The organism is Paenibacillus sp. GM2 (genome assembly GCF_900069005.2).
In the GTDB taxonomy this organism is placed as follows: domain Bacteria; phylum Bacillota; class Bacilli; order Paenibacillales; family Paenibacillaceae; genus Fontibacillus.
The window spans coordinates 2,980,461-3,005,506 of the sequence record NZ_LN831279.1; the positions used below are offsets into that span (position 1 = coordinate 2,980,461).

A 25,046-nucleotide genomic window follows, 5' to 3' on the forward strand; every position below is an offset into this window, starting at 1 on the left:
ATATCGGTTATTCCGGGAGGTCCGATGCCCCCTGTATGCTAAGTGGCTCTCTTATTTCAAATCTTTCAACGCGCTCTGCAATTCCTTGCGCTGCGCAGCAGCCTTCAACAGGTCATAGGAGGAGTTGTAATTCGTTGATTTGATGTCGATACCGCCCTCCGGGATCGGTACGGAATCCTTCACAGACACCGCATAAGCGGACTGTGTGTAAATCTCTCCCGGTTCCTTCGTAAGCATATAATCCATCAGCTTCTTCGCGGCTTCCGTATTCGGGCCGTTCTTCACGATCGACAACGCGCCTACCTCATAACCAGCCGCTTCAGGTACAATGCTCGTAATCGGATTACCTTGGTATTTGATCTTCAATTGGTCGCCAAGGAATGTAATTCCGATCGTGTACTCACCTTTGGCTGCTTTTTGAATCGGCTCAATCCCGGATTTTGGTCTCTCCTTCAAGTTAGGCAGAAGCTCCTTCATGTAATTTAGCATTTCATCATCGCCCCACACTTGTGCCAGGGAAGCTACAGCCGTATATGCCGTACCGGAAGTCGCCGGGTCGGACATGCCGATTTCACCTTTGAATTTCGGATCAGTCAGCTCCTTGAAGGATTGAGGGTACGGGGCATCGCCGTACTTCTCCTTCCAGCGGTTCTCATTAATGCCAATAGCCACAGGATTCAAGTAGAATCCGGTCCAATGTCCCTCCTTGTCCTTCATATTGTCAGCAATATCGGACGCATTTGGCGATACATAAGCTTCGAGTGAACCGGCTTCCTTCAAAACCTGATGGGAATCGGCCGGCCCCCCCATCAGGAAGTCGGCTTGCGGATTTGACATTTCATTCTGGATCCGCGATACTGCCTCGCCGCTAGGCAGACGCAAAATATCATAATCAATTCCGGTCTCCGCCTTGAATTTGTCCAGTATTTTACGCGCTTCTTCCTCTTGGAAAATGGAGTAGACAGTAATCTTCTGTTTTTCTTTCCCGCCAAACACTCCGGATTTGTACATAAAGAACCCCGCTACCAATACGATAACTATGACCGATAAAATAATGACTGAGCCGCTGTTTCTTTTATTTCTCGCCATTTCGGTAAACCATCCCTTCATGTTCAATATGAGGTCTCGTTTAACTTGAAATAGGCTCTTTGATTGGTCTCATCCAACAGGTCGTACACCACGAAGTAAGCGCTATTGTACCGATCCAGGTGAATCCAGTGCCTCTTCGTCTGCTCAACGCTGCTAAGCTGGATCACAAAATGCGCATCCGGTGGCTGCTGCAGATCTGTGAAGTGACTGAAATCGATAATACGCGTGGACGCGGTAATCTGCGCGGCAAGATCGTTCCTCTCCGCTTGCGAGAGAGGCATAAGCTTGCCGGCATCCAGCGTGAACACATCGTTCTTCCCGTTCTGCACCGCAGAACCGATCATCGCGGTGGTCAGGATTTTATCGATTAGCGTGCTCTGTAGCTTGCGTATCCCGGCGCTTACATCGAGGGAGTTGACCAATTCATTACCGAATTGGAACGCACCTGTCTCTACCTGAAATGGAATATCCTCCTGGTCCAAATAAGTCATTTTTCCCGTCAGCAGCAGTCTGGGTGTTTGGGTTTGTGCACGCTGCTTACCGGCGGATAGAAGCCCGGAGAATGAGGATTTCAATTTCAGCAGTTCCTTCGGATCCTCAATAGAAACTGTACCAAGCCCCGGATAGGTGATATCGACACGCATCGGAACGCCTGAGACTCGTTCAAACTGATCTTGCTGAGGCGGCACGATTTGGACCACATCGACAGGAATCCGGAAGGAGTAGGCACAGATTCCAATAAGCAAGCATCCGATAATGACCTGAAGCAGGATGAGGCGAAACCATGAAAGCCCTTTCTTGTCCTCTGGCATTAACTTTACCCTCCACTTATATCAAAAAAATTTTAGTTTTGTATCAGTTTTGTAACAGCGCTTACATTGGGCGGATAAATTGAAAATTCCAGCTTCACCTCTGTGCCCTGCCCGACTTCGCTGATCATGGATATGCTCCCGCCCTGAAGTTCCATGAACTGCCTGCAGATAGGCAATCCCAGGCCGTGGGAATGCTCGGAGATCTCGCGCCCTTGCTTTTCCTCCGCAGGCAAGAACAACATCATTTTCTCTTGCTCGGATATGCCTTTGCCATTGTCCACAATACGAACGGTACCACACCGTTCATCATGAAGAAGTTCGATATGAAGCAGAGTGCAGTCGCTATGCTTAATGGCGTTATCGATCAGGTTGAACAGCACCTGCTGCGTACGCTTAGGATCGAGGTAGACGGTACATGGCAATATTTTGACGGAAGTGAGTATATTCGATTTCTTGAGTGTCGGTTGAAGAACGCGAAGGGTGTCCGTGATAATATTGCCCAGCTCGGCCTGTTCCAGTGCAATATGCCAAGCTTCTTCGCCTTTAAGTGAAGTTTGCAGCAGATCCTCGACCATATTCAACAAGCGCGTGCTCTCCTTGCGGATGTAGAAATTGCAATCCTGAACATCCTCCAGCCGGTCTATTCTGGCCATCAGATCAGAGAAGCCAATAATAGAGGTGAGTGGCGTCTTTAATTCATGAGTAATGTTATCGTAAAAGGCCTTCTGTTTGCCCTGTTCATAATGGAGCATATCGATATGATGCCGCAGTGCGTCCGACATATGGTTGAAATCTCGCGCCAATTCGCCGATTTCATCCCGGGTATTCACCTCAATCTTGCGGCTGAAATCACCGATAGACACCAGCTTGAGCGCTTGCTTCAACGCATGCAGAGGCCGCATCAGAAAAGAGGAAAAGGAATAGCTCGCCACGAGTGAAAGGGCAAGACAACCCAGCGCGGCTCCGATAAACCAGATACGCATTTGATTCATCGTCTCGATATTCTCATGAAGGTCCAGCAAATAACGGAACCCGCCCACAATTTTCCCCTCATACCAAAAAGGGACGGAATAAATTAAATACCTGGTTCCTTCCCCCTCGGCAATCACCGTTGCCGTATCGCCAGCTAACGCAAACTTGATATCATCTCGCTTCAGCAAATTCTCTTTATCGCTGCTGCTGCCCACGATGGTCTCGTCCGGCGCGAAAAGCTGAACCTGAAAATTAATGCTGGAGCCCAAATGAGAAGCGATAAAGGGAGCGTACTTGCCTGAAAACAACTGCTCGATATCGATCTTCTGATCGTTGACGATTTTCAAAGCTTCGATCCGGTGCAGTGCAGAATACTGGTTCAATGACTGGGTATCGCTCTCGATCATGCTCTTATTCAGCGTATAAGTGACGATGAAGTACATCGCCGTAAGCAGCATAACGATCGTAACCGCATGCTGTATGAACATTTTGTTGCGCAGCCCCATCTCCATCTGCTATACCTCCAGTTTATAGCCTGTCCCATGTACGGTTGTTACCAGATTCTCATGAGGCTTAAGCTTCTCGCGCAGGCGCTTTACCATCATATCGACGGAGCGTGTTTGGCCATAATATTCATAACCCCAGACCTGGTCCAGCAATTCCTCACGGGTGAACACCTTCTTGGGATTGCTGCATAGCAGCCAAAGGAAATCGAACTCCCTGCTGGTCGTCTTAAGTGGCTGCCCGGCGATCGTACAGGAGCGTTCATTTTTATCAATCTCAATGACCCCGATCTGAATGGTCTCAGATGTTGTAACCGTTTTCTGCATTCGCCGCATAACAGCCTTGATTCGTTCAATGAGTTCCCGGGTCTCAAACGGCTTGGTCAAATAATCATCCGCTCCAAGCTGGAAGCCTAATATTTTATCATTCATTTCATTTTTGGCGGTAAGCACGATTACAGGCACCGTCTTATATTTCTGCTGCAGCACCTGAAGCAGCTCGAAGCCTGAGCAATCCGGCAGCATCAAATCGAGCAGGATCAAATCTGTGGCTCCAGCCTCAAGCTCCTTCAAACCAGCGGCGACCGTCCCCGCAACAACAGGATGAAACCCTTCGACCTTCAGACTTAATTTCAACAGCATCTGAATACTGGGATCATCCTCGATAATTAAGATGTTCATTTGTATCCCCCATTTTTATCTCTATTGTGGTTCTACTGCAGGTCTGTTCCAGTTAACTGCGGCAACCGTCCCCTTGTTCGCTCAATCGCTCAGGCGTGTTTTGCCAACTAAAATCAACCATCCCGTACTGCTAATCCCAAGCTCCTCAAGGAAATACAGTACGCTATCGGTACGAGAATCAATCCCTTTTCCGATGTAACGGAAATACAGTTCGCTATTGGAATGAAATCAAGCTCTTTTTCAATGTAACGGAAATAGCATACCTTATTTGACTTTTTCGGCCAGAAAACAACCGCTTTTCAGGCAATTAAGCGCTTCCAGTTCCGTTAGAAAATATAACTATGTCTTTCCACGCCAATAAGAGCATACAGTTCCGTTAGCACCGACGACATCTCCATTCGATGAACCTCTCTATCCTCTAATACTTAAACATATTCATATTATTTCTTCTAGAGGTTGTTCAAAAAGTCTGCTTTTGATAAAACCCTCAACACAACAAGGCTATTCAAGGATGAGCAACCGCGATTCAACAACAGATTTTTGTTGCGAATAGCATTTCATCAGCCTAGCTGATGGAATATAAATCCTATCTCTGACACGAAGTAACACTGAGAGCCTTATTCGGCATCGAATCCTGAATTCAGCCCCGCCTTAGCGAATGATTACGAAATCATGTTTCAGACGGAGCATCTCAGGTGCTCACCTATCACCTACAAGCCTCCTATGCTACCGAGGTCGAGGTCGTTTTCTGGGAACATACGTGCAGTTCTGCTCCCGGGCCCCCCAAGCTTCAGCCCACGTAAGCGTATTGAAAAAAGCAAATGGAAAGCATCAGCGTCGGTGCTGAGAGCCTCACTTTTGAACATGAACTTCTACCTTTATCATAACGGCAGTTTGCCTGCTATGCATTAATATCCATAAATTAACACTCTCCCCAGCTTAATAATTCTTCCCGTTTATTTATAGCATCTTCGCTAAATACTTGTGATATATATGCATGTCCGATGAAGGCGAATTATGCTATGATCTGACCAAAAGGCTTCGTTCAATTGCACAATATAAATTTCCAATTTCAGGATTCCATTTTGATTATTCCATCCTAGAGGAGGAGTTCAAGTTGTTTCAGCTTTCCAAGGAGCAAGCTCAGGAAATCGTCGATAAAATGATGAAGGACATTCCTTACAATATCAATATCATGAATCATGAAGGGATCATTATCGGAAGCGGGAATCCTTCAAGGGTCGGTACGGTTCACCAGGGGGCGGTTCAGGCGCTGACAAGCGGGAAAATGGTGAAAATCTGGAAGGACGGACACTATGAAAAACAAGGGACCAACGAACCGATCGTCATCGATCATAAACGCGTTGGCGTAATCGGAATCAGCGGAAATCCCGAGGAAGTCAGCCCTTTCTGCCGGATCGTGAAGACGACGGTCTCCCTGCTGATCGAGCAAGGAATTGCCCTGAAAAGTCTGGAGGATGAAGCGAATCGCAAAAAAGCTTTCCTGGAAAGTCTGCTCAGCCATGTCGGAGCCTATTCCCAAAGGCTGCAAAAAGAAGCTGCACAATACAAAATCGATTTACTGCTAAAAACGACAGCATTGCTCGTTCAAAATTGCAAATTGGATGAAGAATACTCCAAGCTATTGCTGCTTGTTCCTTCTTTCATGATCGATGAAGACACCCGTCTGCTGCTGATTCAAGACAAAAGCTCTGTGAACAGCTTTATTGAGCGAATGGCTGCCGGACAGCCGAATATTCTGATGGCTGCGGGTCGTCATGAAGCGAGCATCGCTGCCAGCTATGCTCAAGCTAAGAGCGCTATGAACGTAAGGCAGGCGCTGGATCTCCCGAAGAAAGTCGTTCATTATGATGAAGTAAAATTTCTCGTCAAGCTAAGCAACACCTGCATGCATGAGAATGGAAATATCGTCAGCAAGCTTGAAGATACGGCCGACCTGTTAGAGACGCTGCGCGTCTTCATTAACCAGGATGGCAGCATCTCCAACACTTCCGAGCAGCTGAATATTCACCGCAATACATTGCAGTACCGGCTCAAGCGGATCAAGACGATTACGGGAAAAGATCCGAGAAATATTCTTGAGCTGTTCGAATTAACCCAGAGCCTGCTTGCGCTGTATAATTAAATGCGGCTAGGGCTAGGTGCTGCTTAATACGGAAAGGGCGTTTACTCCTTTCACCGATTACAAAAGAACCTTCAAATCCAACCTATACGGAAATGAAGGTTCTTATTACAGTTTGCCTTATTTAGAGTTCAATGCGATCAATCTGCCGATATTCTCGCAGGTCCGCTCCACATTCTGCGCACCTTCCGCCAGCACCTTCTCCAAATCAGCAGCCCCCGGCACGATGCCAAATATCGCGTCGATCCCTTCATCATAGAGGGTATCGATGCCTTCGCCGATATAACCTGCCACAGCAATGACTTTCTTGCCGAGCTGTTTGGCTGCTTGAGCTACACCGTAAGGCGTCTTGCCAAACTTCGTCTGGAAGTCGATACCGCCTTCGCCAGTAAACACATAATCGGCCTCAGCCAGCTTATTCTTCAAATCGGTATGCTCGATCACGATTTCAATACCCTTCTGCATCGTGGAACGGGTAAAAGTCAGCAAGCCCGCTCCGAGCCCTCCGGCAGCGCCTGCACCGGGGTAGTCACGCACGTCCTGGCCAAGCTGCTGCAGGATCACCTCGGCATAATGAGTCAGGTTGTTATCAAGCTGCAGCACCATCTCCGGCGTGGCTCCTTTCTGCGGGCCGAACACCCGGGATGCGCCATGCTCGCCGCATAGCGGATTTGTGACATCGCTGGCCACGATGAGGCTGACCTCCTGCAGGCGCGGATCCAGCCCGGATACATCGATCGTGGCCAGCTTGTTCAGCCCGCCGCCGCCGCGCGGTATGCTTTTCCCCTCTGAATCGAGGAATTTCACACCCAACGCTTCGGCCATCCCTGCGCCACCATCATTCGTGGCGCTCCCGCCGATCCCGATAATAATTCGCTGTACGCCCCGGTCGAGACATTCCGCAATAAGTTCTCCCGTGCCATAAGTCGTTGTGATAAGAGGGTTCTTGGTCTCCTTGGTCACCAGATGAATCCCACTGGCCGAAGCCATCTCAATTGCGGCAGTTCCCCCATCGCCGAGTATCCCGAAACGGGCTATAACTGGCTGACCCAACGGACCGGTAACTTCCTTCTCATACAACTGCCCGCCGCTGGCATCAACCAGCGATTGCACCGTACCTTCCCCACCGTCCGCCATCGGAACATGAATATATTTCGCCTGCGGATACACCTTCCGCAGCCCCTGCTCCATTGCGATGCAAACTTCCTTGGCCGTCATGCTCTCTTTAAATGAATCCGGCGCTAGTACAAATGTTTTCTCCATCATTCTCTCACCCCACCCAACATATTAAAAAGCTTTATTGCGCTAAAAAGCCATCCTTATTCAATCTGCATTTAAAGCAAGAATCCGTACATTAAAGTTGCTACAATAGTCATCGTCCCGCCGACAATCGCTTCATAAGGAATTAGCCCCATCCGCTGTTTAATGCTCATATTCATACTGCTTGCGGTAACGTGGAAGTAGTTCCCTTGCGGCAAGGAGTCGATTACGGTCGCCCCGGTATGCACCATAACGGCAGCCGCCATCGGGGCTGTTCCCATATCGAGAATCGCTTGACCGAACGAACCTGTAGCAAGTATAACCCCAGTAGAAGTCGAGGCGGTTGCAGCAGCCATAAGAATACCCGAGATTGGAGCCAGGAACGTTCCCGAGATCCCTGAGGCTTCAATCAAGGACACAACCTGAGTAGACAGATCCGAAGCGGAGATAAGCCCGGCGATCCCGCCGGCACCGATCAGGATCAGCACTGTTGCTGTCATCTTGCTCAATCCGGATGCCGTATATTTCAGAATATGCTTGCCTTGTCCCATCGCCAGCATGCCAACTACCCCGGCAATCGGCAAAATGTACATCGCATCTACCTTAAAGCTGGACAGCGCATCGATTCCGGCAATCGAACCGATCGGGTTAATCATCAGCAATATAACAGCTACAAGCGGTGCAACTATGGCCTTCTTCAGCGGCGGATACTTCGAAGTATCAATCTCGGTGTCCTGAACCGCCTCTGCGTCACTGACCATTACTCCTTTGCGTTTCAAAAGTGAAGCCACGATAACGGTGACAACAAGTCCAAACAAAGCCGGAACAAAACCCGCGATCATAACATCACTTAAGTCTAATCCAAACCCGCGTGCAGCGGCAATCGTATTGGGGTTCGGAGAGATAATATTCCCTGCCTTCCCGCCGCCTGAAAGCGCAAGCAACAAGGCAAGCTTGGAGATGCCCATCTTATTGCCGACTGACAGTGCGATAGGCGCTACGATCAATACTGCAACCGGAATAAATACCCCAACCGCCGTAATAATCATAGTAGCAAGCGCGAGTGCCAATATCGCCTTCCCGCCGCCAAATTTCTTAACGATTGCCTGGGCGATCGTCTCTGCCGCCCCGGATTCCATCATGACACCAGCCAACACACCGGCTGCCAACACACGAATGACCGTACCCATCACGCTTTGTGTTCCACTAACAAGCACGTTGATCGTCTGTTCCAGATTGGCTCCACCGATCAAAGCCCCGACGATCGCCCCCAGAAATAAAGCGTATACAGGATTAAGCTTTTTCAAGATCAATACGATTGCGATTGCGAGACCTACCAGTGCTCCAATCCAACTGATCGTAAATCCATCCATCTGCTGTTCCTCCTAAGTTGTATTTTCTATCTCTTATCTTGGATACGCTTTCATTATAGGTCTTTATCCGCAAAAATTATATTGATTAAAGGACGAAATTCATTGTGCAAATGAACAATATTATCGGCCCCATCTATATCTTTAATGAAAAGATTAAATTTTAATCTAATCAGTTCTCATATTACTATTGCCAATTTAGGAACAATCCACTATGATGATGTTATTAAAACTCCTTAAAGTTATAGCGCTTTAATTTATTTTGTAGAATCATCCCGAAATATCTGAACTATTTCAATATTTTTCTCCACAAAAGTTAAAGCGCTTAAACTTTAAACAAGTGAAAGGCTGGTGCTGCTGTGACCTTTAAAGAAAGCCGGCGACAAACCTTCTATATGTATCTATTCATCGCTCCCTGGCTGATCGGCTTCCTCGTGTTTGCGCTTTACCCTATTTTAGCATCGCTTTATTACAGCTTTACGGATTATGACATTATTCATCCACCCCGGTTTATCGGGCTGGCCAACTACATCGAGATGTTCCATAACGAGTTGTTCTGGAAATCCGTAGTCGTTACGCTGAAATATACCTTTATAGGCGTACCAGTTCAATTGCTGCTGGCGCTCGGATTTGCCCTGCTGCTGAATCAGACGATTCCTTTCCGCGGCTTTTTCCGAACCGCTATGTATTTTCCGAGCATGGTCTCAGGGGTAGCGATGTCTCTGTTATGGTATTGGATCTTCAACCCGCAGATCGGATTATTCAACTACATACTCTCCTGGTTCGGAATCCATGGCCCTGCCTGGCTGATGAACCCCGATACTGCGCTGTATGCCTTGATTATTATGACCTTTTGGACTGCAGGTACTGGAATGATACTGTTCCTCGCCGGTTTGCAGGGCGTTCCTGCCAGTCTGATCGAAGCTGCAAAACTTGACGGAGCCGGCCGTTTTAAAACCTTCCTCCATGTCACACTTCCTATGCTCTCACCGGTACTGCTCTTTCAACTCATCATGAGCATCATTGATTCCTTCCAAGTATTCACACAGGCCTATGTTATGACTCAAGGGGGACCGAATTACTCCACCTGGTTCTATGTCTACAACTTATATACAAGCGCTTTCAAGGAATATCGAGCTGGCTACTCCTCGGCTCTGGCCTGGGTACTGCTGATCGTTGTCATGATCTGTACCGCGCTCATTATGAAAGCATCCGACCGCTATGTTCACTATGAGGGAGGAGGACGCAAATGAACACTGTACCGATACCCAAACGCCGTACCGTTTTTTCGGGCTCAGACTCCAAGCGTAAAGCAAGCACAACGCAAATCATCAGTTTTATCACGTTGATCATCACGACCTTTATCATGCTGCTTCCCCTGTTCTTTATGGTCTCCACCTCGCTAAAATCAAAGCGGGAAATGCTCAAGTTCCCTCCGACCTTCCTACCGGAGAGCTGGCAATGGAGCAATTACAGCGAAATCTTCGACACGCTGCAATTCGGCACGCTGTATAAGAACAGTCTGATTATTGGCGTCGTCACTGTGTTCGGAACGCTAATCTCATCAGCTTTGGCAGCGTACGGATTCTCCCGTTACAGAGGGAAAGGCAATCAGCTGTGGTTCATGCTGCTGCTGGCAACGATGATGCTGCCGTATCCGGCGATCATGATTCCGCAATTTATTTTCTTCTCCAAGCTGAACTGGATCGATACTTTTCTGCCGTTAATTGTTCCATCCTTTTTCGGCTCGGCCTATAACATCTTTCTGCTGCGGCAATTTTTCTCGACCCTGCCTGAAGACTTATTCGACGCCGGTAGGATCGATGGCTGTGGCGAACTGCGGATGTGGTACAAAATTGCCCTGCCGCTGTCCGGCCCTGCCCTGGCAACCGTAGCGATCTTCGCCTTCATTTACAGCTGGAACGATCTGCTAGCGCCGGTGTTGTATCTGAGTTCAACGGAACGCTTCACGCTGCCAGTAGGGATGGCTTCATTAACCTCTTCCAGGTTCCGCATCCCGCCGTGGCATCTGCTTATGGTTGCTTCCGTGCTGGCGATGGTGCCGATCGTTACCCTGTTCGCTGTCGCCCAAAAACAATTTGTGGAAGGGATTGTGCTTACGGGCATTAAATAATCCCCCGTACACGTTGTCTGCTTACTAGGCAAGGTTAATCATATTACTTTAATTGGAGGGTTCGTTTATAATGATGAATAAGCTGCGACTTAGCTCCGTTTTCCTGTTAACTCTGATTGTGGCTGCCGTTATGGCACTGTCAGGCTGCTCCGGCGGCAAATCGGCTGCCGAAGTGACGCCGGGAACGGACAACAATTCGTCCAAATCTGGCGGAGGCAAAGATGAGCAGGTAACGATCACTTATTACACTATCGATTCCGAGGACCGCACCTTTGTCGAAAAATTAGTGCCTGACTTTGAGAAGGAACATCCGAATATTAAAGTGAAAGTAGATAAAGCGCCTTATGAGCAGTTTGACAGTAAGCTGCAAACACTGATCGCCGCAGGCAAGTCTCCGGACGTGACAAGCCATTACGGATACGGCGGATTCGCAGAATACTATAACAAAGGAATGCTGCTTGATTTGACGGATCTGATCAAGGAAGAAGGATTCAGCGCCGAAGCAAACAACATTCCCGACAATTTAATAAAGATTTATACAGTCAATGACCATGTGTACGGCATTCCGCTGAACATGTATGTTACACTCATGCTATACAACAAGGATATGTTCGATGAGGCCCAGCTGCCTTATCCAACCAGTGATTATGAAGACAAGGACTGGACCTTTGAGAAAATGGTCGAGTACGCGCGCCCGATGACGGTCATCTCCGATGATATCGCCAAGACGCAATACGGATTAGACTTCTTCTGGTCCGAACGCGACAATCGTCCGCTCTATTTCGGGGCCGATCCTTATTCTGCAGATACATGGACCAATGGCGGAGTCCCTTCAGAAACTTATTTTGATACTTCAAAAGTTATGGCCGCCTATCACAAATTGTTCGACCTCATCTTCAAGGATAAGGTATCCCCGACCTCCGAATGGAGCAAGAGCGTAGCCGGACAAAATGGCGATCCCTTCGTTGCCGGAAAAATCGGCATGTCTGTCGGTGGGTCATGGAACCTGGCTGGGGCCAATGATTTTCCATTCCATATCGGTGTAGCTGCCGTGCCTTGGGGCGGAAATGATAAGGTCCGCAGTACTTTGTACGTTGATCCGCTATTCATATTGAAGGATTCCAAGCATCCGAAGGAAGCGTTTGAATGGATCAAGTATCTGATTCGCGCCGACATTCAAGAGGAATCGATTGATCTGAGCGGCGGCAATCCGCCGGTGAACACAGAAGCAGCTGAGGCCTATTATAAGCATTTTGAAGGAATTGATCCGCAGGATATCAAAAATGTGTACGAGGGCGCTGTAAAATACGGCTTTGAATCGTTCAACCACCTGATTACGAACTACTCGCAAATCAATGATATGTTCATCAACGAAATGCAGCCGATTGAGACCGGGCATAAAACTATAGAAGAGGTTATGCCGGTGATTCAAAAGAAAGTGACGGATATTATTAAAAGATAAGCCATTGTGATGGAATAATGCACGCAAGGAGAATGCAGATGAAGGTAAGCATTTTTGATGTTGCCAAAAAATCCGGCCTGTCCGTAGTAACTGTATCGCGTGTATTAAACGGAGCAGAAACCGTACGGGAGAAAAATCGCCAAAAAGTGCTGGAAGCGATCAAGGAACTCGATTATCAGCCTAGTGCCGCCGCGCGCAGTCTGGCCCGTGGGAAGACGGGAATTATCGGCCTGATCGTGACGACGCTGCAAGATTCCTTCTTTGACGCTGTCGTCAAGGAGCTTAACGAGATTCTGGCCATGCAGGGGTATTTCCTCGCCGTCTCCGTGTCTACCGGCATGGAGTCGGATGACAGCCATTATTTGTTCCAGGAGGATCGGGTCGACGGCCTGATTCTCCTCTCTCCGATGGAAGAGAGCAAATATATCCTGGAATTGAAGCGCCGTGGCATCCCTTATGTGCTAATCGATAACCAACTTCCGGAGAACGACGCTTATTCGGTGACGATCGACAACTATAAAGGAGGCTACGCGGCTACGAACCACTTGCTGGAGCTTGGCCATACTTCCATCGCCCATATTTGCGGGCAGGAAATGTTCCGCAGTACACGGGAACGCCGCAGCGGATTCCTCCGGGCCCTTCAAGACAACGGGCTTGCCCCATTCGAAGTGGTGCACGGCGAATTCGAGATTGCTTCCGGCTATGATACCTGTAAACGCTGGCTCGCTGAGGACCGTTTGCCCTCCGCCATCTTCGCTGGCGACGACCATATCGCTCTCGGCGTTATCAACGCCTTGCAGGAGAGCGGGCTCTCCGTGCCCGGGCGAGTCTCGATCGTCGGATATGACGATCATTATATCGCTTCCAAGCTGCGCCCGCATCTAACGACCGTCCGCCAGCCGGCGGACCGGATCGCACTGGCCGCGGCCGACATGCTGCTGGGCCGCATATCCGGCAAAACGAAGCGCGCCGCCAGCATGCACATCGACCCTGAGCTGATCGTCCGCGAATCGACCGTTGCCGCAAACCACAAGTGAATATGAGGAATAACAAAAAGAAAACCTGCAGAAATGCAGGTTTTCTTGCTTTTTAACAGCATATAAAGTTAAATGACTGCAATATATAGGATTTTAAGCGAAGCCGGAGAATTTTCGTGATGAACTAGAAATAACTCATTTTTGCAGGCATTTGTCATTTGATGTCAGATCGGAACCAAAGAACAGCAGATTTGCAGTTTCTTTTTGGTTGTCAAGATGGATGATGCACATGGAATAATCCGTAACAACTTTTGCTCTTGCGTAACGGAGCATTCATTGCCAGGCAACTGAACCGGAATTCTGTTCGATTCCCTGTTCGCCGTTTTACGTCCAGCAGCATCGCTCTTAGTAGCTTGCGGCAGCCTCCCCCAAGGGGTATTACGACAGTTTGGCTATTTGGCTGTTTGACAGTTTGCTGTCTGCCCGTTTGGCAGCTTTACGTTTTTACGCAGTGTGTTTACCAAGCATAAGCCTGTGGCGCAGCGCCGCCAGGTCCTGGGAAGATCTCATCGAGACGCTTCAGCACAGCTTCATCAAGCTCGATATCGCAGACGCGAAGCGCGCCCTCCAATTGCTCCAGGGTCCGCGGGCCGATAATCGGAGCAGTCATGGCCGGATGGGCCAGCGTCCAGGCCAGCGCCACATTGGCTTCGCTCTCGCCAAGCTCGCGGCAGAGTACCGCAAATTCGTCGAGCTGGTTCGCATGTTGCTCATAGCGCGTGTTCTTCTCCGTTCTTGAACCCGGAACCTTCTTCGAGGCATTCCCGCCAAGCAGTCCACCCTCCAGCGGGCTCCAGGCAACAACGCCAATGCCAAGCTCTTCGGCTGCCGGAAGCACCTCCAGCTCCGGCAAGCGGCAAAGCAGATTGTATTTATGCTGCTCGGACACAAGGCCAAGCATATGATGATTCTTCGCTTCATATTGCGCCTTAACCAAGTCGCGGCCTGCAAAGTTGCTAGAACCGATATAGCCGATCTTGCCCTGCAATTGATGTATATGAAATGCTTCCCACAGCTCGTCCCAGGATACGTTCCGGTCTACGTGATGCATTTGATAAAGCTCAATATGATCGGTCTGCAGACGGCGCAGCGAACCTTCCAGATGACGGCGGATTTTGTATGCGGACAAGCCAACTTCCCCGTTAGGTCCGTCGAGCGGATCGCTCATGTTCCCATATACCTTTGTCGCCAGTACGACCTTCTCGCGGCGGTTGCCACCCTGTGCGAACCATTTTCCGATAATTTCTTCAGTTCGTCCAGAGTTCTCGCCCCAACCATAAATATTAGCGGTATCAAAAAAGTTGATCCCCGCATCCAGCGCTGCATCCATGATACGAAAAGATTCCTTCTCATCCGTCGTTACACCGAAATTCATCGTACCCAGACATAACTTGCTTACCTTTAAGCCGGAACGTCCTAACGCAGTATACTTCATTGAACACAACTCCTTTATAAAATAGTAAAATCTGGCCATCATTTAACACTATCCTCTACCAAGGCCAGCTATTCCCTTCCACATCAACGAACTCCAACCTCTGCTCAGCTACAGCAGATGACGGGTTTAAGAGCCGTTCGCGAATCAGCTGCAGAATTCCGTCCGCCGACTGGGCCGGCGTCAGAGCCGCTTCCGCATCAAGCCCTCCGCGCATATAGGTCTGCACCCATCCGGGATGAATGACGAGCATGCGGACGCCATCTGATTTCAGGCTGTTGAACACTTGCTTGGACTGCATATTCAGAGCGGCCTTGGACATGCCATAGGCGAACCAGCGATCCCGGCTGCACTGCCCGATGCTTCCTGCCTCAGAGGAGATATTAATGATCAGCTTCTGCGCGCTGTTCCTAATCATCTCATGCAGCGCGTTCGTCATCCGCAGCGCCCCAAGCGCATTGACATTGTACACTTGAAGCATGTCCGAAAAATCGAGCTCATCGCTTACACCGGACTGAATATCGCCGAGAATCGCCGCATTGTTGATCAGCAGATCCACCGTCTCACAAGCTTGTTCCTGCACAGCCTGGACCGCAGCCTTCACGCTCTCATCGCTGCCTACATCCAGATCGACGAGAATAAGCCGCTCTCCATAAGCTGTAACCAGCTCGGAAAGCGACTTCCCCCGTTTATCATATCTTCCAGCAATCACGCGATACCCTTTATGCAGCAATCCGCGAACCAGTTCAAACCCGACGCCATGATCGGCACCCGTCACCCAAACGGTAAACATCATGAGATAGAAGCTCCTTTGGAAAGAAAATAGTTGGTTCTCTTTCCATTATAGGGTTAATACGGCCCGGACACTATGCCCTTTTTAAGAATAATATTGGCATAAAGCGCCAGCTCCCCGGTAGATACGACCGCATAAGCCCGCTTGGCCCGCTCATAGAAAGCAAATCGCTCTACCTCGTCAAAAACCTCTGATCTCGTATCATATTGCGCAACGATACTCTTGTAGCGATCCCAGACCGGGGTTTCCACCGGATCGCCAGGAGTTACAGCCATGAGGACTGCAGGGCGATCCACATAGGTATCGAGCGGAAAAAGCGGCAGAATCGCCTCCAGCAGCTCGGGTACGCCATGTCCATCACAGCGTACAAGCCGCTGGGCGTGGCTGGCCGCCGGGAAGTTCGCGTCAGCGAATACGATCTCATCCGAGTGACCCATTTCCATCAACACTTTGATCAGATCAGGCGAAATCAAGCTGGAAATTCCTTTTAACATGGCATAACCTCCATCAGCTGCTGATACCGTGTATAAGCCGTTTGCCATTCGCTTTGCTGCTCCGGGACATACGTGCTTATAGCAAATGAAGCTTTAACCAGCTCCACACCTTCCTGCATGTCAGCCAGATAACCGCCGGCTTGCAGCTGCACGAGCATATTCCCGATTGCGCTGGCCTCAACCGGCCCGGTCCAGACCGGCCGACCTATCGCTCCCGCCGTGAAGCGGCACAGCAGCTCATTCTGGATACCGCCGCCGACCATATGCAACCCGTCAAACACCGTTCCGGTCAGGCGTTCGGCCTGCTCCAGCACCATACGGTACTTGAGCGCCAGGCTCTCCAGAATACAGCGCACTGTCTCGCCGATCGTCCGCGGCTCAGGCTGACCACTCTCGCGGCAATAGGCCGCGATTTCCTCTGGCATAGAATCCGGATTCATAAATCGCAGATCATCGGGATCAATTAAGCAACCGAATGGTTTTGCCGTCTCGGCCAAGGCAACGAGCTGCGGATAATCAAACAGCTCTCCCTGCTGTTCCCAAATGCGCCTGCACTCCTGTAGAATCCATAGGCCCATAATATTTTTCAAAAGATGATAGGTGCCCCCCGCTCCTCCCTCATTGGAAAATTCCAGCTTCAATACATCGGGATGAAGCAGCGGTGCTTGCATCTGCGTTCCCAGCAAGGACCAGGTTCCGCTGACAAGATAAGCAAAGACCGGCGATGCTGCGGGCACCGCGGCGGCCGCCGACTCCGTATCATGCGAGGCTGCGGCAATTACCTTGAGCTTTGGTACGCCCAGCTCAGCACGGATTTCCTCCGTAAGCTGCCCGATTTCCGTCCCCGGTTGTACCGGATCTATGAACAGGGCCTCGGGCAGTCCCAGCTCCCGCATCAGCGGCTTATTCCAAGCCCGCTTCGCCGGATCATAGAGCTGCGTCGTCGTTGCCATCGTAAATTCACAGGCTTTGCACCCCGTTAGAAAATAGTTCAGCAGATCAGGCGTCAACAGCAGCGTCTTCGCCATCTCCAGCTTCGGAGAGTTCGCCTTCTTCATCGCATAGAGCTGATACAGCGTATTAAACGGCATAAATTGCAGCCCGCTCTCATCGAACAGCCGCTCAGCCCCCAGCTTCGCAGACAGCTCTTCGACCAGTCCCTCGGTCTGGCGGTCGCGATAATGATACGGAATGCCAAGCAGTTCCCCGCTCGCATCAAGCAGTCCGAAATCCACCCCCCAGGTATCAATCGCGCAGCTCTCAGGCTTATAGCCAAGCTGGAACGCTTGGCGAATGCCTGTCTTGATCTCTTGCAGCAACCCGGGCGTATTCCAATGCAGATGTTCACCGATACGAACGGGCGTATTGGAGAATCGATGAATCTCGGTAATTTTCAATCGTTTGGCGCTGCCAGAACCGGCTGCCTCTATTTCTCCAATTAAAGCTCGACCGCTGCCAGCTCCAAGATCAAACGCCAGAACGGTTGGTGTGTGAGTCATTCGTCGCACCGCCTGTTCATTTCATTTTTTGCAACAGCTGAATCCGGTAATCCTCGCTCTCCAGCGCCGCGATAGCATCTACCTCTTCCTCCGTAAGCACGGACGGCGTCCCCGCAGCCTTGGCGGCCAAATATATTTTGGCGCTCTCTTCAACGACCTGCGTACGGTAGAAAGCTTCGCGCAGATTCCGGCCTGTAGTCACAAGTCCATGATTGCCCAATAAAATCGAGCTGGCCTCGTTTACCTTGGCAGCCACCGCATCCGCTAGCAAATCCGTCGTTGGAATGACGTAAGGAATGAAGGCGGTACGCCCGACCAATGCCGCTTGATCCGGGAACATAATCGGCAGTTCCTCTGCGATCAATGTAAAAGCAATGCAGTGAGACGGATGCGTATGCACCATTGCTTTAATGTCCGGATTTTGACGATAGCCGTACAGATGCATCAGCACCTCAGAGGATGGACGATAGCCGCTGTCGCTGATTTCCCCACTGGGAATATCGACTTCAACCCACTCTTCCGCCCGGATCTCCTCCAGAGCAAAACCGCTTGGCGACAAATACATTTTGTCTCCGGCGCGGGCACTGATATTGCCACCGGGACCTACGACGAGGCCCTGGTTAACAATTTTTTGCGCGTATTTGCACAGTTCGTTGCGAATATCTATGTTTTGCATGGTAGTTCTTTCCCCTTTCCTAGACAAAACCGCTCAAGCTCTGTTCGAAGTCATTTATACAGCGGTCCGAAATTCTTGCAAGCGCGGAAATCAGCGCCCTCGCTCTGCTCCGTACCAAACAGGCCCCATGCCCGCGGACGGAATATCCTCTCCTTCGCTACATTGTGCATGCTTACCGGGATGCGCAGCATGGAAGCAAGCGTGATCAGATCCGCACCGATATGCCCATAGCTGATTGCACCATGGTTCGCTCCCCAATGATCCATCACGTCATAGACGCTGGCAAAGGCACCGTTTCCTGTTAAGATCGGCGCGAACCAGGTGGTTGGCCAAGTTGGATCGGTCCGTTTGTCGAGCGTATCATGCACTTCCTGCGGCAGATCAACCGAATAGCCTTCAGCAATTTGCAGTACCGGGCCAAGGCCCTTTACAAGATTGAGGCGAGTCATCGTCATCGGCATCCCGCCGCGGGTCAGATAGTCCGTCGAGAAGCCGCCGCCGCGGAAATACTCTACCGAAGCCGGGCGCCACTGAGCAGCCCCTAACGTGGCTTGCACCTCTTCCCCGGTAATCTCCCAAAATGGCTTCAAGGCTGGCTCGCCGTCAAGCTTCTGCTCGCCAGTACCGTCCAAGGCCGCTGATCCTGAGTTGATCAGATGAAGGATACCATTAGCAGCCTGACCTTCCAGCTTGTAACCGGCAACGCGCTCTACGGAAGCAGGGCTCCAGTACGTTCTTACATCAGCGAAAATCTGCGCGGTATTTGTAAGCAGGTTGCCAAACAGCATGCCAACTCCGTTCAGGCTGTCATTTTCCGTAGCGACGGTAAATGGCGCTCTTCGTCCGTTCCAGTCAAAGGAGGAGTTAAGCATCGTCTCCATAAAGTCACCGTTCGGGAAGTGGTCTGTCCATTGCCGCTGGCCCTGGAAGCCGGATGCAATGGCATGATGGCCGTTCGCTTCCTCGCCGAAGCCAAGCTCAGTCAGGCGCGGATTGCCGATCATTAGATCGCGGGCGATCAGCGTCATTTTTACAACCGTCTCCCACTCCTGATCCTTGCGCTCGCGTGAAGTTTGCAAAAGCTCCGGATTATTGTCAGGGCCCTCGGTGCAGTTCTCCTTCACCCAGGCCAGCGCTAATTTATATTCCTCAGGATCATAGATTTCCTCGTCGATCCTTCTCGTAAATTCACTCATATCGATATATTCATTGCGCATGCCAAGATACTCCTGGAAGAAGCTGTCGTTCACAATCGAACCGGCAATCCCCATTGAGACGGAACCCATCGATAAATACGCTTTGTCGCGCATCAGTGCCACAGCAAGACCGCTGCGGGCAAAGCGAAGCAGCTTCTCCTGCACGTCATCAGGAATATGATCATCGCCCTCATCCTGGACATCTTCACCGTAAATGCCGAACGCCGGAATTCCTTTTTGCGCATGGGCGGACAATACGGCCGCCAAGTAAACCGCTCCGGGACGTCCCGTACCGTTGAAGCCCCATACCGCCTTCGGCATGCTGGCATCCGTATCCATCGTCTCCGTACCATAGCACCAGCAAGGTGTAACTGTGATCGTCAGACCAACCTCGGATTGCTTGAATTTCTTCGCCGCCGCAGCCGCTTCGGCTACACCGCCGATACAGGTATCGGCAATCACGCATTCAACCGGATCGCCATTCGGGTATCTAAGCTCAGACGTTAACAGCTTGGCGACCGCCTTCGCCAGGTTCATCGTCTGCTCTTCAAGCGATTCCCGTACCCCTCTTCTTCTTCCGTCTATCGTTGGACGAATCCCGATCTTCGGAAAACCGTCTTTCCATCTGTAATCGCTTGCAGTCATACAACATCCTCCTCTAACTTGGTTATGTCTTCATTCTAGTAGGAGGCTGAGGGGGCGATAACCCACTATGCTGTCTTTTGACTGGAGGAGGTGGTCAATATAGTGTACCTGGGGATGGAAGTGTACAACATGGGTGGAGTGAAAGACCATGATGCCATGCCGTTAATACGCAAACTGTTAGGCATTTTCGATCCGCCTCCGGCATTCTACAAAAACGCAAACATATGTTCTTTTATATCAGAATAAAATTGGTATAATAGAGTGGACAATTGAATCTTGGGTGGGCATGGTATCCCTTCTGAACATTTTCTCCGATTCGAGGTAGAGTATTTGGGGAACTGGACAGGAGGTGATTCCATGAAAATAGAAGCTGCGATAACAATTATGATATTATTCGCAACATTTATCGTTGCTCTTTTATCGTATATTGGAAGCAATTTCAAGAAAAAGTAAAAAACCCACCCCAAGGTTAGCGCCAAAGGTGGGTTTTACCCTATAAGCATCAGAAGGGATATCCCCTCCGAGCCAATGGTTAGCCGGGTGTTCTCAGCACTCGGCTTCTTTAATAGTTATGATAACATAATTGGAAAAAGAAGTGAACGATAAGAGCTATTCAATTTAACCCAGTATAAGGGGGGAGCTGCATTGAAGAAACCGATTCCCAGGTCTAGGATGCGTTTAGTCCTTGGAGCATTTTATTTTCGCTGGAGAAGATATTTGAAATGGTATTTAGAACGAAGCAAATTTGCTGCAAAGCAAGAACCGTCTATACTCCCCATAGAAGTGAACAGGCATCAGACACCGCTAATCCGGCAGCTCAAAAACGTAGATATGTGGATGCAGACGAATAAAGTTATCAACCTGAAGCTGGCCCTGCAAAAAGTAAACGGTATCGTCATCCAGGCTGGCGAGACATTTTCTTATTGGAAATTGATTGGCCGTCCTTCACGCAGAAAGGGTTACGTAGAGGGAATGGTCTTGTTCTACGGCAGCTTCCGGCCGGGGATCGGCGGCGGGTTATGTCAGCTCTCCAACCTGATTTACTGGATTACCTTGCATACTCCGCTGGAGGTTACAGAGAGACATCGCCACAGCTACGACGTATTCCCCGATTCAAATTGAAATCAGCCCTTTGGCAGCGGCGCTACCTGCGCTTACAATTATCTCGACCTGCAAATTTACAATCCGACCGATCAACCCTACCAGTTGAATGTCTATTTGACCGATGACCATCTGGTCGGGAGCTGGAACACCACTATGGAAAGTAAATTCAACTATGAAATTTATGAAAAAGAACATAGCATGACACAGCAATCATGGGGTGGTTATGTCAGACAAAACCTTATTTTCAGGCGGGTGTTTAATGTAGAAGGCGAGCTCGTGGACGATCAGTATGTGACAGAGAATTATGCATTGATGATGTATCCGCCTTTTTTGAAGCAGGAGAATGCTTAATTGATGAGCAGAATGTGTCATAGTGGATGATCCAGGCAGATGGGTGCGGGTTGGGTTAACCCTTTTTCAGATGCTCCGGAATTATGGCATAATGAAGTTAGATTGTTATCGGGAGGGAGCCGTTGTGCCTAAAATCGAAATTCCCCACCAAAAAAGCGATACCTTCCGCTTCAAAAGAGTCCCGGAGCTGCTCTTCGCCGGCAAGGTTGAGGATGAGAGCTTCTTCTACGCGCCACCGCAGATTCATGATTTTTGCGAGATCATCTATATTGTGGAAGGGACCGGAGAGTTCTCGATCGGTGGAAAAAACTATGTGCTACAGCAAGGGGATGTAGCCATCTATAACCCCGGCGTCCCCCATGAGGAGCGTTCTTCGAGCGAGGTGCCATTCAAGGTATTTTATTGCGGTCTGGATAATCTGCATATTGAGGGAGTTCCTTACGGAATGCTGCTCCCCCCTTACGTAGATCCGGTCATTTCCTGTGAGAAGTACGCTTATCGGGTGGAGAGCTATCTGTCGGAAATGCTGCAGGAATGCGACTCGCAGGTTCTAGGCTATGAGACGCTCAGCAATAACCTGTTGATGTCGCTGATTACGTTGATCTATCGCATTGTCGATGTGAAGCATCAGTTCCAGAAGCTGAAGGGCAAGAATGAAATTTCCCTGCGGACCAAGGAATTTATTGATAAAAACTATACTCAAAGCATTACGCTCAAGGATATCGCCGACACGCTTTATGTCAGTCAGCACTACCTGTCCCACCGCTTCAAAAAAGATCTCGGCGACTCCCCCGTCAATTACCTGATTAACCGCAGGATTGAGGAGGCCAGGCGACTGTTGGTGGACAGTGATACGCCGGTTCACGAAATCGCCGCCCGGGTTGGCTACAGTAATGACAAGTATTTCTCGATGCTGTTCAAGAAGGTCACCGGCCAAACGCCATCGGCATTTCGGGAAGAGGAACGAGGAAGGTAAGGTGTGAAGCGAAGAGGTATGGACCGGTGCTTGGACTTGTGGTCGACCGACTGCTGTCAGGCAGATCAGGGCATCGCATGTTAGGAGTTACCCACAGTGCAAAAGATGCGAAATGCGATGGAGGGCACATTATTGGGCAGCAACTGTTGCGGGATGTGATGAATAGCGGACTATGGGCAGTGACTGATGCGGGATGCGATGAGTGGCGGACTATGGGCAGTGACTGATGCGGGATGCGATGAGTAGCGGACTATGGGCAGTGACTGATGCGGGATGCGATGAGTAGCGGACTATGGGCAGTGACTGATGCGGGATGCGATGAATAGCGGACTATGGGCAGTGACTGTTGCGGGCTGCGATGAGTGGCTGACTATGGCCAGTGAGTGATGCGGGATGCGATGAGTGGCGGACTATTGAAGAGTAATTGGTGGGAAAGTTGATGTACGCAGGATAAAGAATAAATTAGCTTCAAAGCTACTGTTGTTGTTAGCATAGATCGACAAAGTAGGTAAGCTGAAAGATTACCGCTAAATTAGCTGCTTAAAACAGTATAAGGCTATAATAATTAATTAGAGAGTGAGAGAACAAGCGATTTACCGACTGCCATGCGGCGGAAACCACACGCTGGGAGCTACGGCAAACGAAACGGGAACTCGGTGGCAGGCCATCTGAGATTTCTAACGGAAATGAGGTTCGTTATTTAGCAGAAAATAATGCTTTTCCAAAAATAACGGAACTCCGATCCCTTATTTTAGCTTTTTGCGACGAAAACGGAGCATTTGCGGCCAAATAGAGGCTCTCATTTCCGTTAGAAATTCAAAAACATGATTTCCCTGCTAATAAGAGCTTATATTTCCGTTAGAGCTAGAGGCGACAAATGATTCCGTACGTTCATCTCTCGCTTCCCTATCGCTCACCTATTCACCTATCGATCACCTATTCATCTCTCGCTTACCTATCGCTCATCTCTCATTCACCTCCCGTTCACCTCTCGCGGATAAAAACAGGCTGCTTCTCTACAGGATCTACCCGCGGGAAACAGCCTGTTCCTGGTAGCCCACTATTTTGTGCAGCCAAGCCCAGTTACATTTCATAATTCACTACATAGTTTTGCAGCGCTGTATTGTAATAGCCTACGCTGTATTCGATGGTTCTCTCTAACAGATCAAACGAGTAACTAATTAGAAAGTGAGAGAGCAATGCGATTATCCGACTGCCATGCGACAGACACCACACGCTGGGAGCTATGGGTAAACGAAACGGGAACTTGGTGGCAGGCCATCTGAGATTTGTAACGGAAATGAGGTTCGTTATTTAGTAGAAAATAATGCTTTTCCAGAAATAACGGAACTCCGATCCCTTATTTTAGCTTTTTGCGACGAAAACGGAGCATTTGCGACCAAATAGAGGCTCTCATTTCCGTTAGAAATTCAAAAACATGATTTCCCTGCTAATAAGAGCTTATATTTCCGTTAGAGCTAGAGGCGACAAATGATTCCGTACGTTCATCTCTCGCTTCCCTATCGCTCACCTATTCACCTATCGATCACCTATTCACCTATCGCTTACCTATCGCTCATCTCTCATTCACCTCCCGTTCACCTCTCGCGCATAAAAACAGGCTGCTTCTCTACAGGATCTACCCGCGGGAAACAGCCTGTTCCTGGTAGCCCACTATTTTGTGCAGCCAAGTCCAGTTACATTTCATAATTCACTACATAGTTTTGCAGCGCTGTATTGTAATAGCCTACGCTGTATTCGATGGTTCTCTCTAACGAATCACACGAGTAACGCAGCCGCTTCAAGGCAGGGGTTCCAGCCGTAAGCTGCAAGGCTTGCAGCACCGGCTCCGGCGGTACAGCAACTCCAAACTCATCGCGAAGCTTGTCCAGAGACAACTCTCGTTCCTCCAGCAGCTCGTACAAAGACTGAGCATTGAGATCCTCCAGACTGATCGGGCCCGCCTCCAAAGTTAAGTAATGCGTATAGTGGATATAAGGGCTGCCGTTCAAATAATAGATTCGCTCAAGACATAGGCACTGCTCACCGAACAGACGAAAGGACTCGCTATCCGCCGTATTTTGGATGATCTCGGCGCGGAGCCATTTTTTCTCGATACGATGTCCCTGCTCTACCAGAATCTCCGTAAAATGCTTCCACTTGGACAGCTTGGACGCAGCCCTGTTGCGGATCACCTTGGTTCCCCGCCCGCTGCCCTTCTCGACATAACCTTCCTGGGCCAGCTCCTGGATCGCATTGCGGACCGTAATTTTGCTGACGGCAAACTCCTGCTCCAGCTGCGGTTCAGAGGGGATATTCTCCCCTAAAGGATACACACCGTGCAGAATCCGTTCCTTGATTATATTTTTAATTTGCAAATAGAGTGGTTTATCTTTACGGGACAAGCTCACTTGTCG

21 protein-coding genes and 1 pseudogene are annotated in these 25,046 nt (G+C 49.6%); 9 read left to right on the top strand and 13 right to left on the bottom strand.

From position 1 onward, the window contains the following. Positions 1-51: 51 nt before the first annotated feature. From BN1360_RS23235 to BN1360_RS23250, 4 genes are read right to left on the bottom strand one after another with little or no spacing between them, the layout of a single operon-like run. The gene (locus tag BN1360_RS23235; protein ID WP_179013830.1) at positions 52-1,089 is read right to left on the bottom strand and encodes an ABC transporter substrate-binding protein; all 1,038 of its coding nucleotides are present in this window, start codon (positions 1,087-1,089) and stop codon (positions 52-54) included. A gap of 23 nt (positions 1,090-1,112) precedes the next feature. After that, complete coding sequence (locus BN1360_RS23240) at positions 1,113-1,901, bottom strand: DUF3919 family protein (RefSeq protein ID WP_068782210.1); 789 nt, start codon at positions 1,899-1,901, stop codon at positions 1,113-1,115. 32 nt (positions 1,902-1,933) lie between these two features. After that, a complete protein-coding gene (locus BN1360_RS23245) occupies positions 1,934-3,385 on the bottom strand; it encodes a sensor histidine kinase (RefSeq protein ID WP_068782211.1) in 1,452 nt (483 codons plus the stop codon). Between the two features lie 3 nt (positions 3,386-3,388). Further along, positions 3,389-4,057 (bottom strand): response regulator transcription factor, encoded by a 669-nt coding sequence (locus BN1360_RS23250; protein ID WP_068782212.1) that lies wholly within the window; start codon positions 4,055-4,057, stop codon positions 3,389-3,391. 1,117 nt (positions 4,058-5,174) lie between these two features. On the opposite strand from BN1360_RS23250, the gene BN1360_RS23255 reads away from it, so the two are divergent. Continuing rightward, positions 5,175-6,203 carry a CdaR family transcriptional regulator gene (locus tag BN1360_RS23255; protein ID WP_082790206.1) on the top strand — a complete coding sequence of 343 codons (1,029 nt, stop codon included), beginning with the start codon at positions 5,175-5,177 and terminating at the stop codon, positions 6,201-6,203. Positions 6,204-6,320: 117 nt separating this feature from the next. Here the strand turns inward: BN1360_RS23255 and BN1360_RS23260 are convergent, their stop codons facing one another. Both BN1360_RS23260 and BN1360_RS23265 read right to left on the bottom strand, forming a co-directional pair. Next, positions 6,321-7,466 (bottom strand): glycerate kinase family protein, encoded by a 1,146-nt coding sequence (locus BN1360_RS23260; protein ID WP_068782213.1) that lies wholly within the window; start codon positions 7,464-7,466, stop codon positions 6,321-6,323. A 68-nt stretch (positions 7,467-7,534) separates the two neighbouring features. Further along, the gene (locus BN1360_RS23265) at positions 7,535-8,833 is read right to left on the bottom strand and encodes a GntP family permease (protein ID WP_068782214.1); all 1,299 of its coding nucleotides are present in this window, start codon (positions 8,831-8,833) and stop codon (positions 7,535-7,537) included. 356 nt (positions 8,834-9,189) lie between these two features. Here BN1360_RS23265 and BN1360_RS23270 point away from each other — a divergent pair, with 356 nt between their 5' ends. The 4 genes from BN1360_RS23270 to BN1360_RS23285 all read left to right on the top strand — a co-directional run bounded on the left by BN1360_RS23270 (position 9,190) and on the right by BN1360_RS23285 (position 13,463). Next, positions 9,190-10,083: a carbohydrate ABC transporter permease gene (locus BN1360_RS23270; RefSeq protein WP_229521085.1), complete on the top strand. Its 894-nt coding sequence runs from the start codon at positions 9,190-9,192 to the stop codon at positions 10,081-10,083. Continuing rightward, positions 10,080-10,964: a carbohydrate ABC transporter permease gene (locus BN1360_RS23275; protein ID WP_068782215.1), complete on the top strand. Its 885-nt coding sequence runs from the start codon at positions 10,080-10,082 to the stop codon at positions 10,962-10,964. Before BN1360_RS23270 ends, BN1360_RS23275 begins: the two co-directional genes overlap by 4 nt. Positions 10,965-11,034: 70 nt before the next feature. Then, a complete protein-coding gene (locus BN1360_RS23280; RefSeq protein WP_229521086.1) occupies positions 11,035-12,426 on the top strand; it encodes an ABC transporter substrate-binding protein in 1,392 nt (463 codons plus the stop codon). Positions 12,427-12,464: 38 nt separating this feature from the next. After that, complete coding sequence (locus tag BN1360_RS23285; protein ID WP_068782216.1) at positions 12,465-13,463, top strand: LacI family DNA-binding transcriptional regulator; 999 nt, start codon at positions 12,465-12,467, stop codon at positions 13,461-13,463. Between the two features lie 457 nt (positions 13,464-13,920). On the opposite strand, the gene BN1360_RS23290 is transcribed toward BN1360_RS23285, so the two are convergent. From BN1360_RS23290 to BN1360_RS23315, 6 genes are read right to left on the bottom strand one after another with little or no spacing between them, the layout of a single operon-like run. Further along, a complete protein-coding gene (locus tag BN1360_RS23290) occupies positions 13,921-14,898 on the bottom strand; it encodes an aldo/keto reductase (protein ID WP_068782217.1) in 978 nt (325 codons plus the stop codon). A gap of 55 nt (positions 14,899-14,953) precedes the next feature. Then, the gene (locus BN1360_RS23295) at positions 14,954-15,691 is read right to left on the bottom strand and encodes an SDR family oxidoreductase (RefSeq protein ID WP_068782218.1); all 738 of its coding nucleotides are present in this window, start codon (positions 15,689-15,691) and stop codon (positions 14,954-14,956) included. A gap of 53 nt (positions 15,692-15,744) precedes the next feature. Next, entirely contained in the window at positions 15,745-16,182 is a 438-nt protein-coding gene (gene fucU, locus BN1360_RS23300) for an L-fucose mutarotase (protein WP_068782219.1), read from the bottom strand. Continuing rightward, a complete protein-coding gene (locus BN1360_RS23305) occupies positions 16,176-17,681 on the bottom strand; it encodes a rhamnulokinase (RefSeq protein WP_068782220.1) in 1,506 nt (501 codons plus the stop codon). The genes fucU and BN1360_RS23305 overlap by 7 nt, the downstream gene beginning before the upstream one ends. A 16-nt stretch (positions 17,682-17,697) precedes the next feature. Further along, positions 17,698-18,357, bottom strand: a complete 660-nt coding sequence (locus BN1360_RS23310) for a class II aldolase/adducin family protein (RefSeq protein ID WP_068782221.1) — start codon at positions 18,355-18,357, stop codon at positions 17,698-17,700. Positions 18,358-18,407: 50 nt separating this feature from the next. Next, positions 18,408-20,198, bottom strand: a complete 1,791-nt coding sequence (locus tag BN1360_RS23315) for an L-fucose isomerase (RefSeq protein WP_068782222.1) — start codon at positions 20,196-20,198, stop codon at positions 18,408-18,410. A 357-nt stretch (positions 20,199-20,555) separates the two neighbouring features. On the opposite strand from BN1360_RS23315, the gene BN1360_RS26095 reads away from it, so the two are divergent. The 4 genes and pseudogenes from BN1360_RS26095 (at position 20,556) to BN1360_RS23330 (ending at position 22,856) form a co-directional block, all read left to right on the top strand. Beyond that, the gene (locus BN1360_RS26095) at positions 20,556-20,651 is read left to right on the top strand and encodes a putative holin-like toxin (RefSeq protein ID WP_372775412.1); all 96 of its coding nucleotides are present in this window, start codon (positions 20,556-20,558) and stop codon (positions 20,649-20,651) included. A 219-nt stretch (positions 20,652-20,870) separates the two neighbouring features. Beyond that, a pseudogene (locus BN1360_RS23320) lies at positions 20,871-21,653 on the top strand (VanW family protein). A 124-nt stretch (positions 21,654-21,777) separates the two neighbouring features. Further along, positions 21,778-22,629: an AraC family transcriptional regulator gene (locus tag BN1360_RS23325; RefSeq protein ID WP_068782548.1), complete on the top strand. Its 852-nt coding sequence runs from the start codon at positions 21,778-21,780 to the stop codon at positions 22,627-22,629. A gap of 26 nt (positions 22,630-22,655) precedes the next feature. Then, positions 22,656-22,856, top strand: coding sequence for a hypothetical protein (locus tag BN1360_RS23330; protein WP_068782223.1), 201 nt, complete (start codon positions 22,656-22,658; stop codon positions 22,854-22,856). 1,470 nt (positions 22,857-24,326) lie between these two features. Here BN1360_RS23330 and BN1360_RS23335 read toward each other — a convergent pair. Continuing rightward, positions 24,327-25,040 (bottom strand): GntR family transcriptional regulator, encoded by a 714-nt coding sequence (locus tag BN1360_RS23335; RefSeq protein WP_068782224.1) that lies wholly within the window; start codon positions 25,038-25,040, stop codon positions 24,327-24,329. Positions 25,041-25,046: the final 6 nt, after the last annotated feature.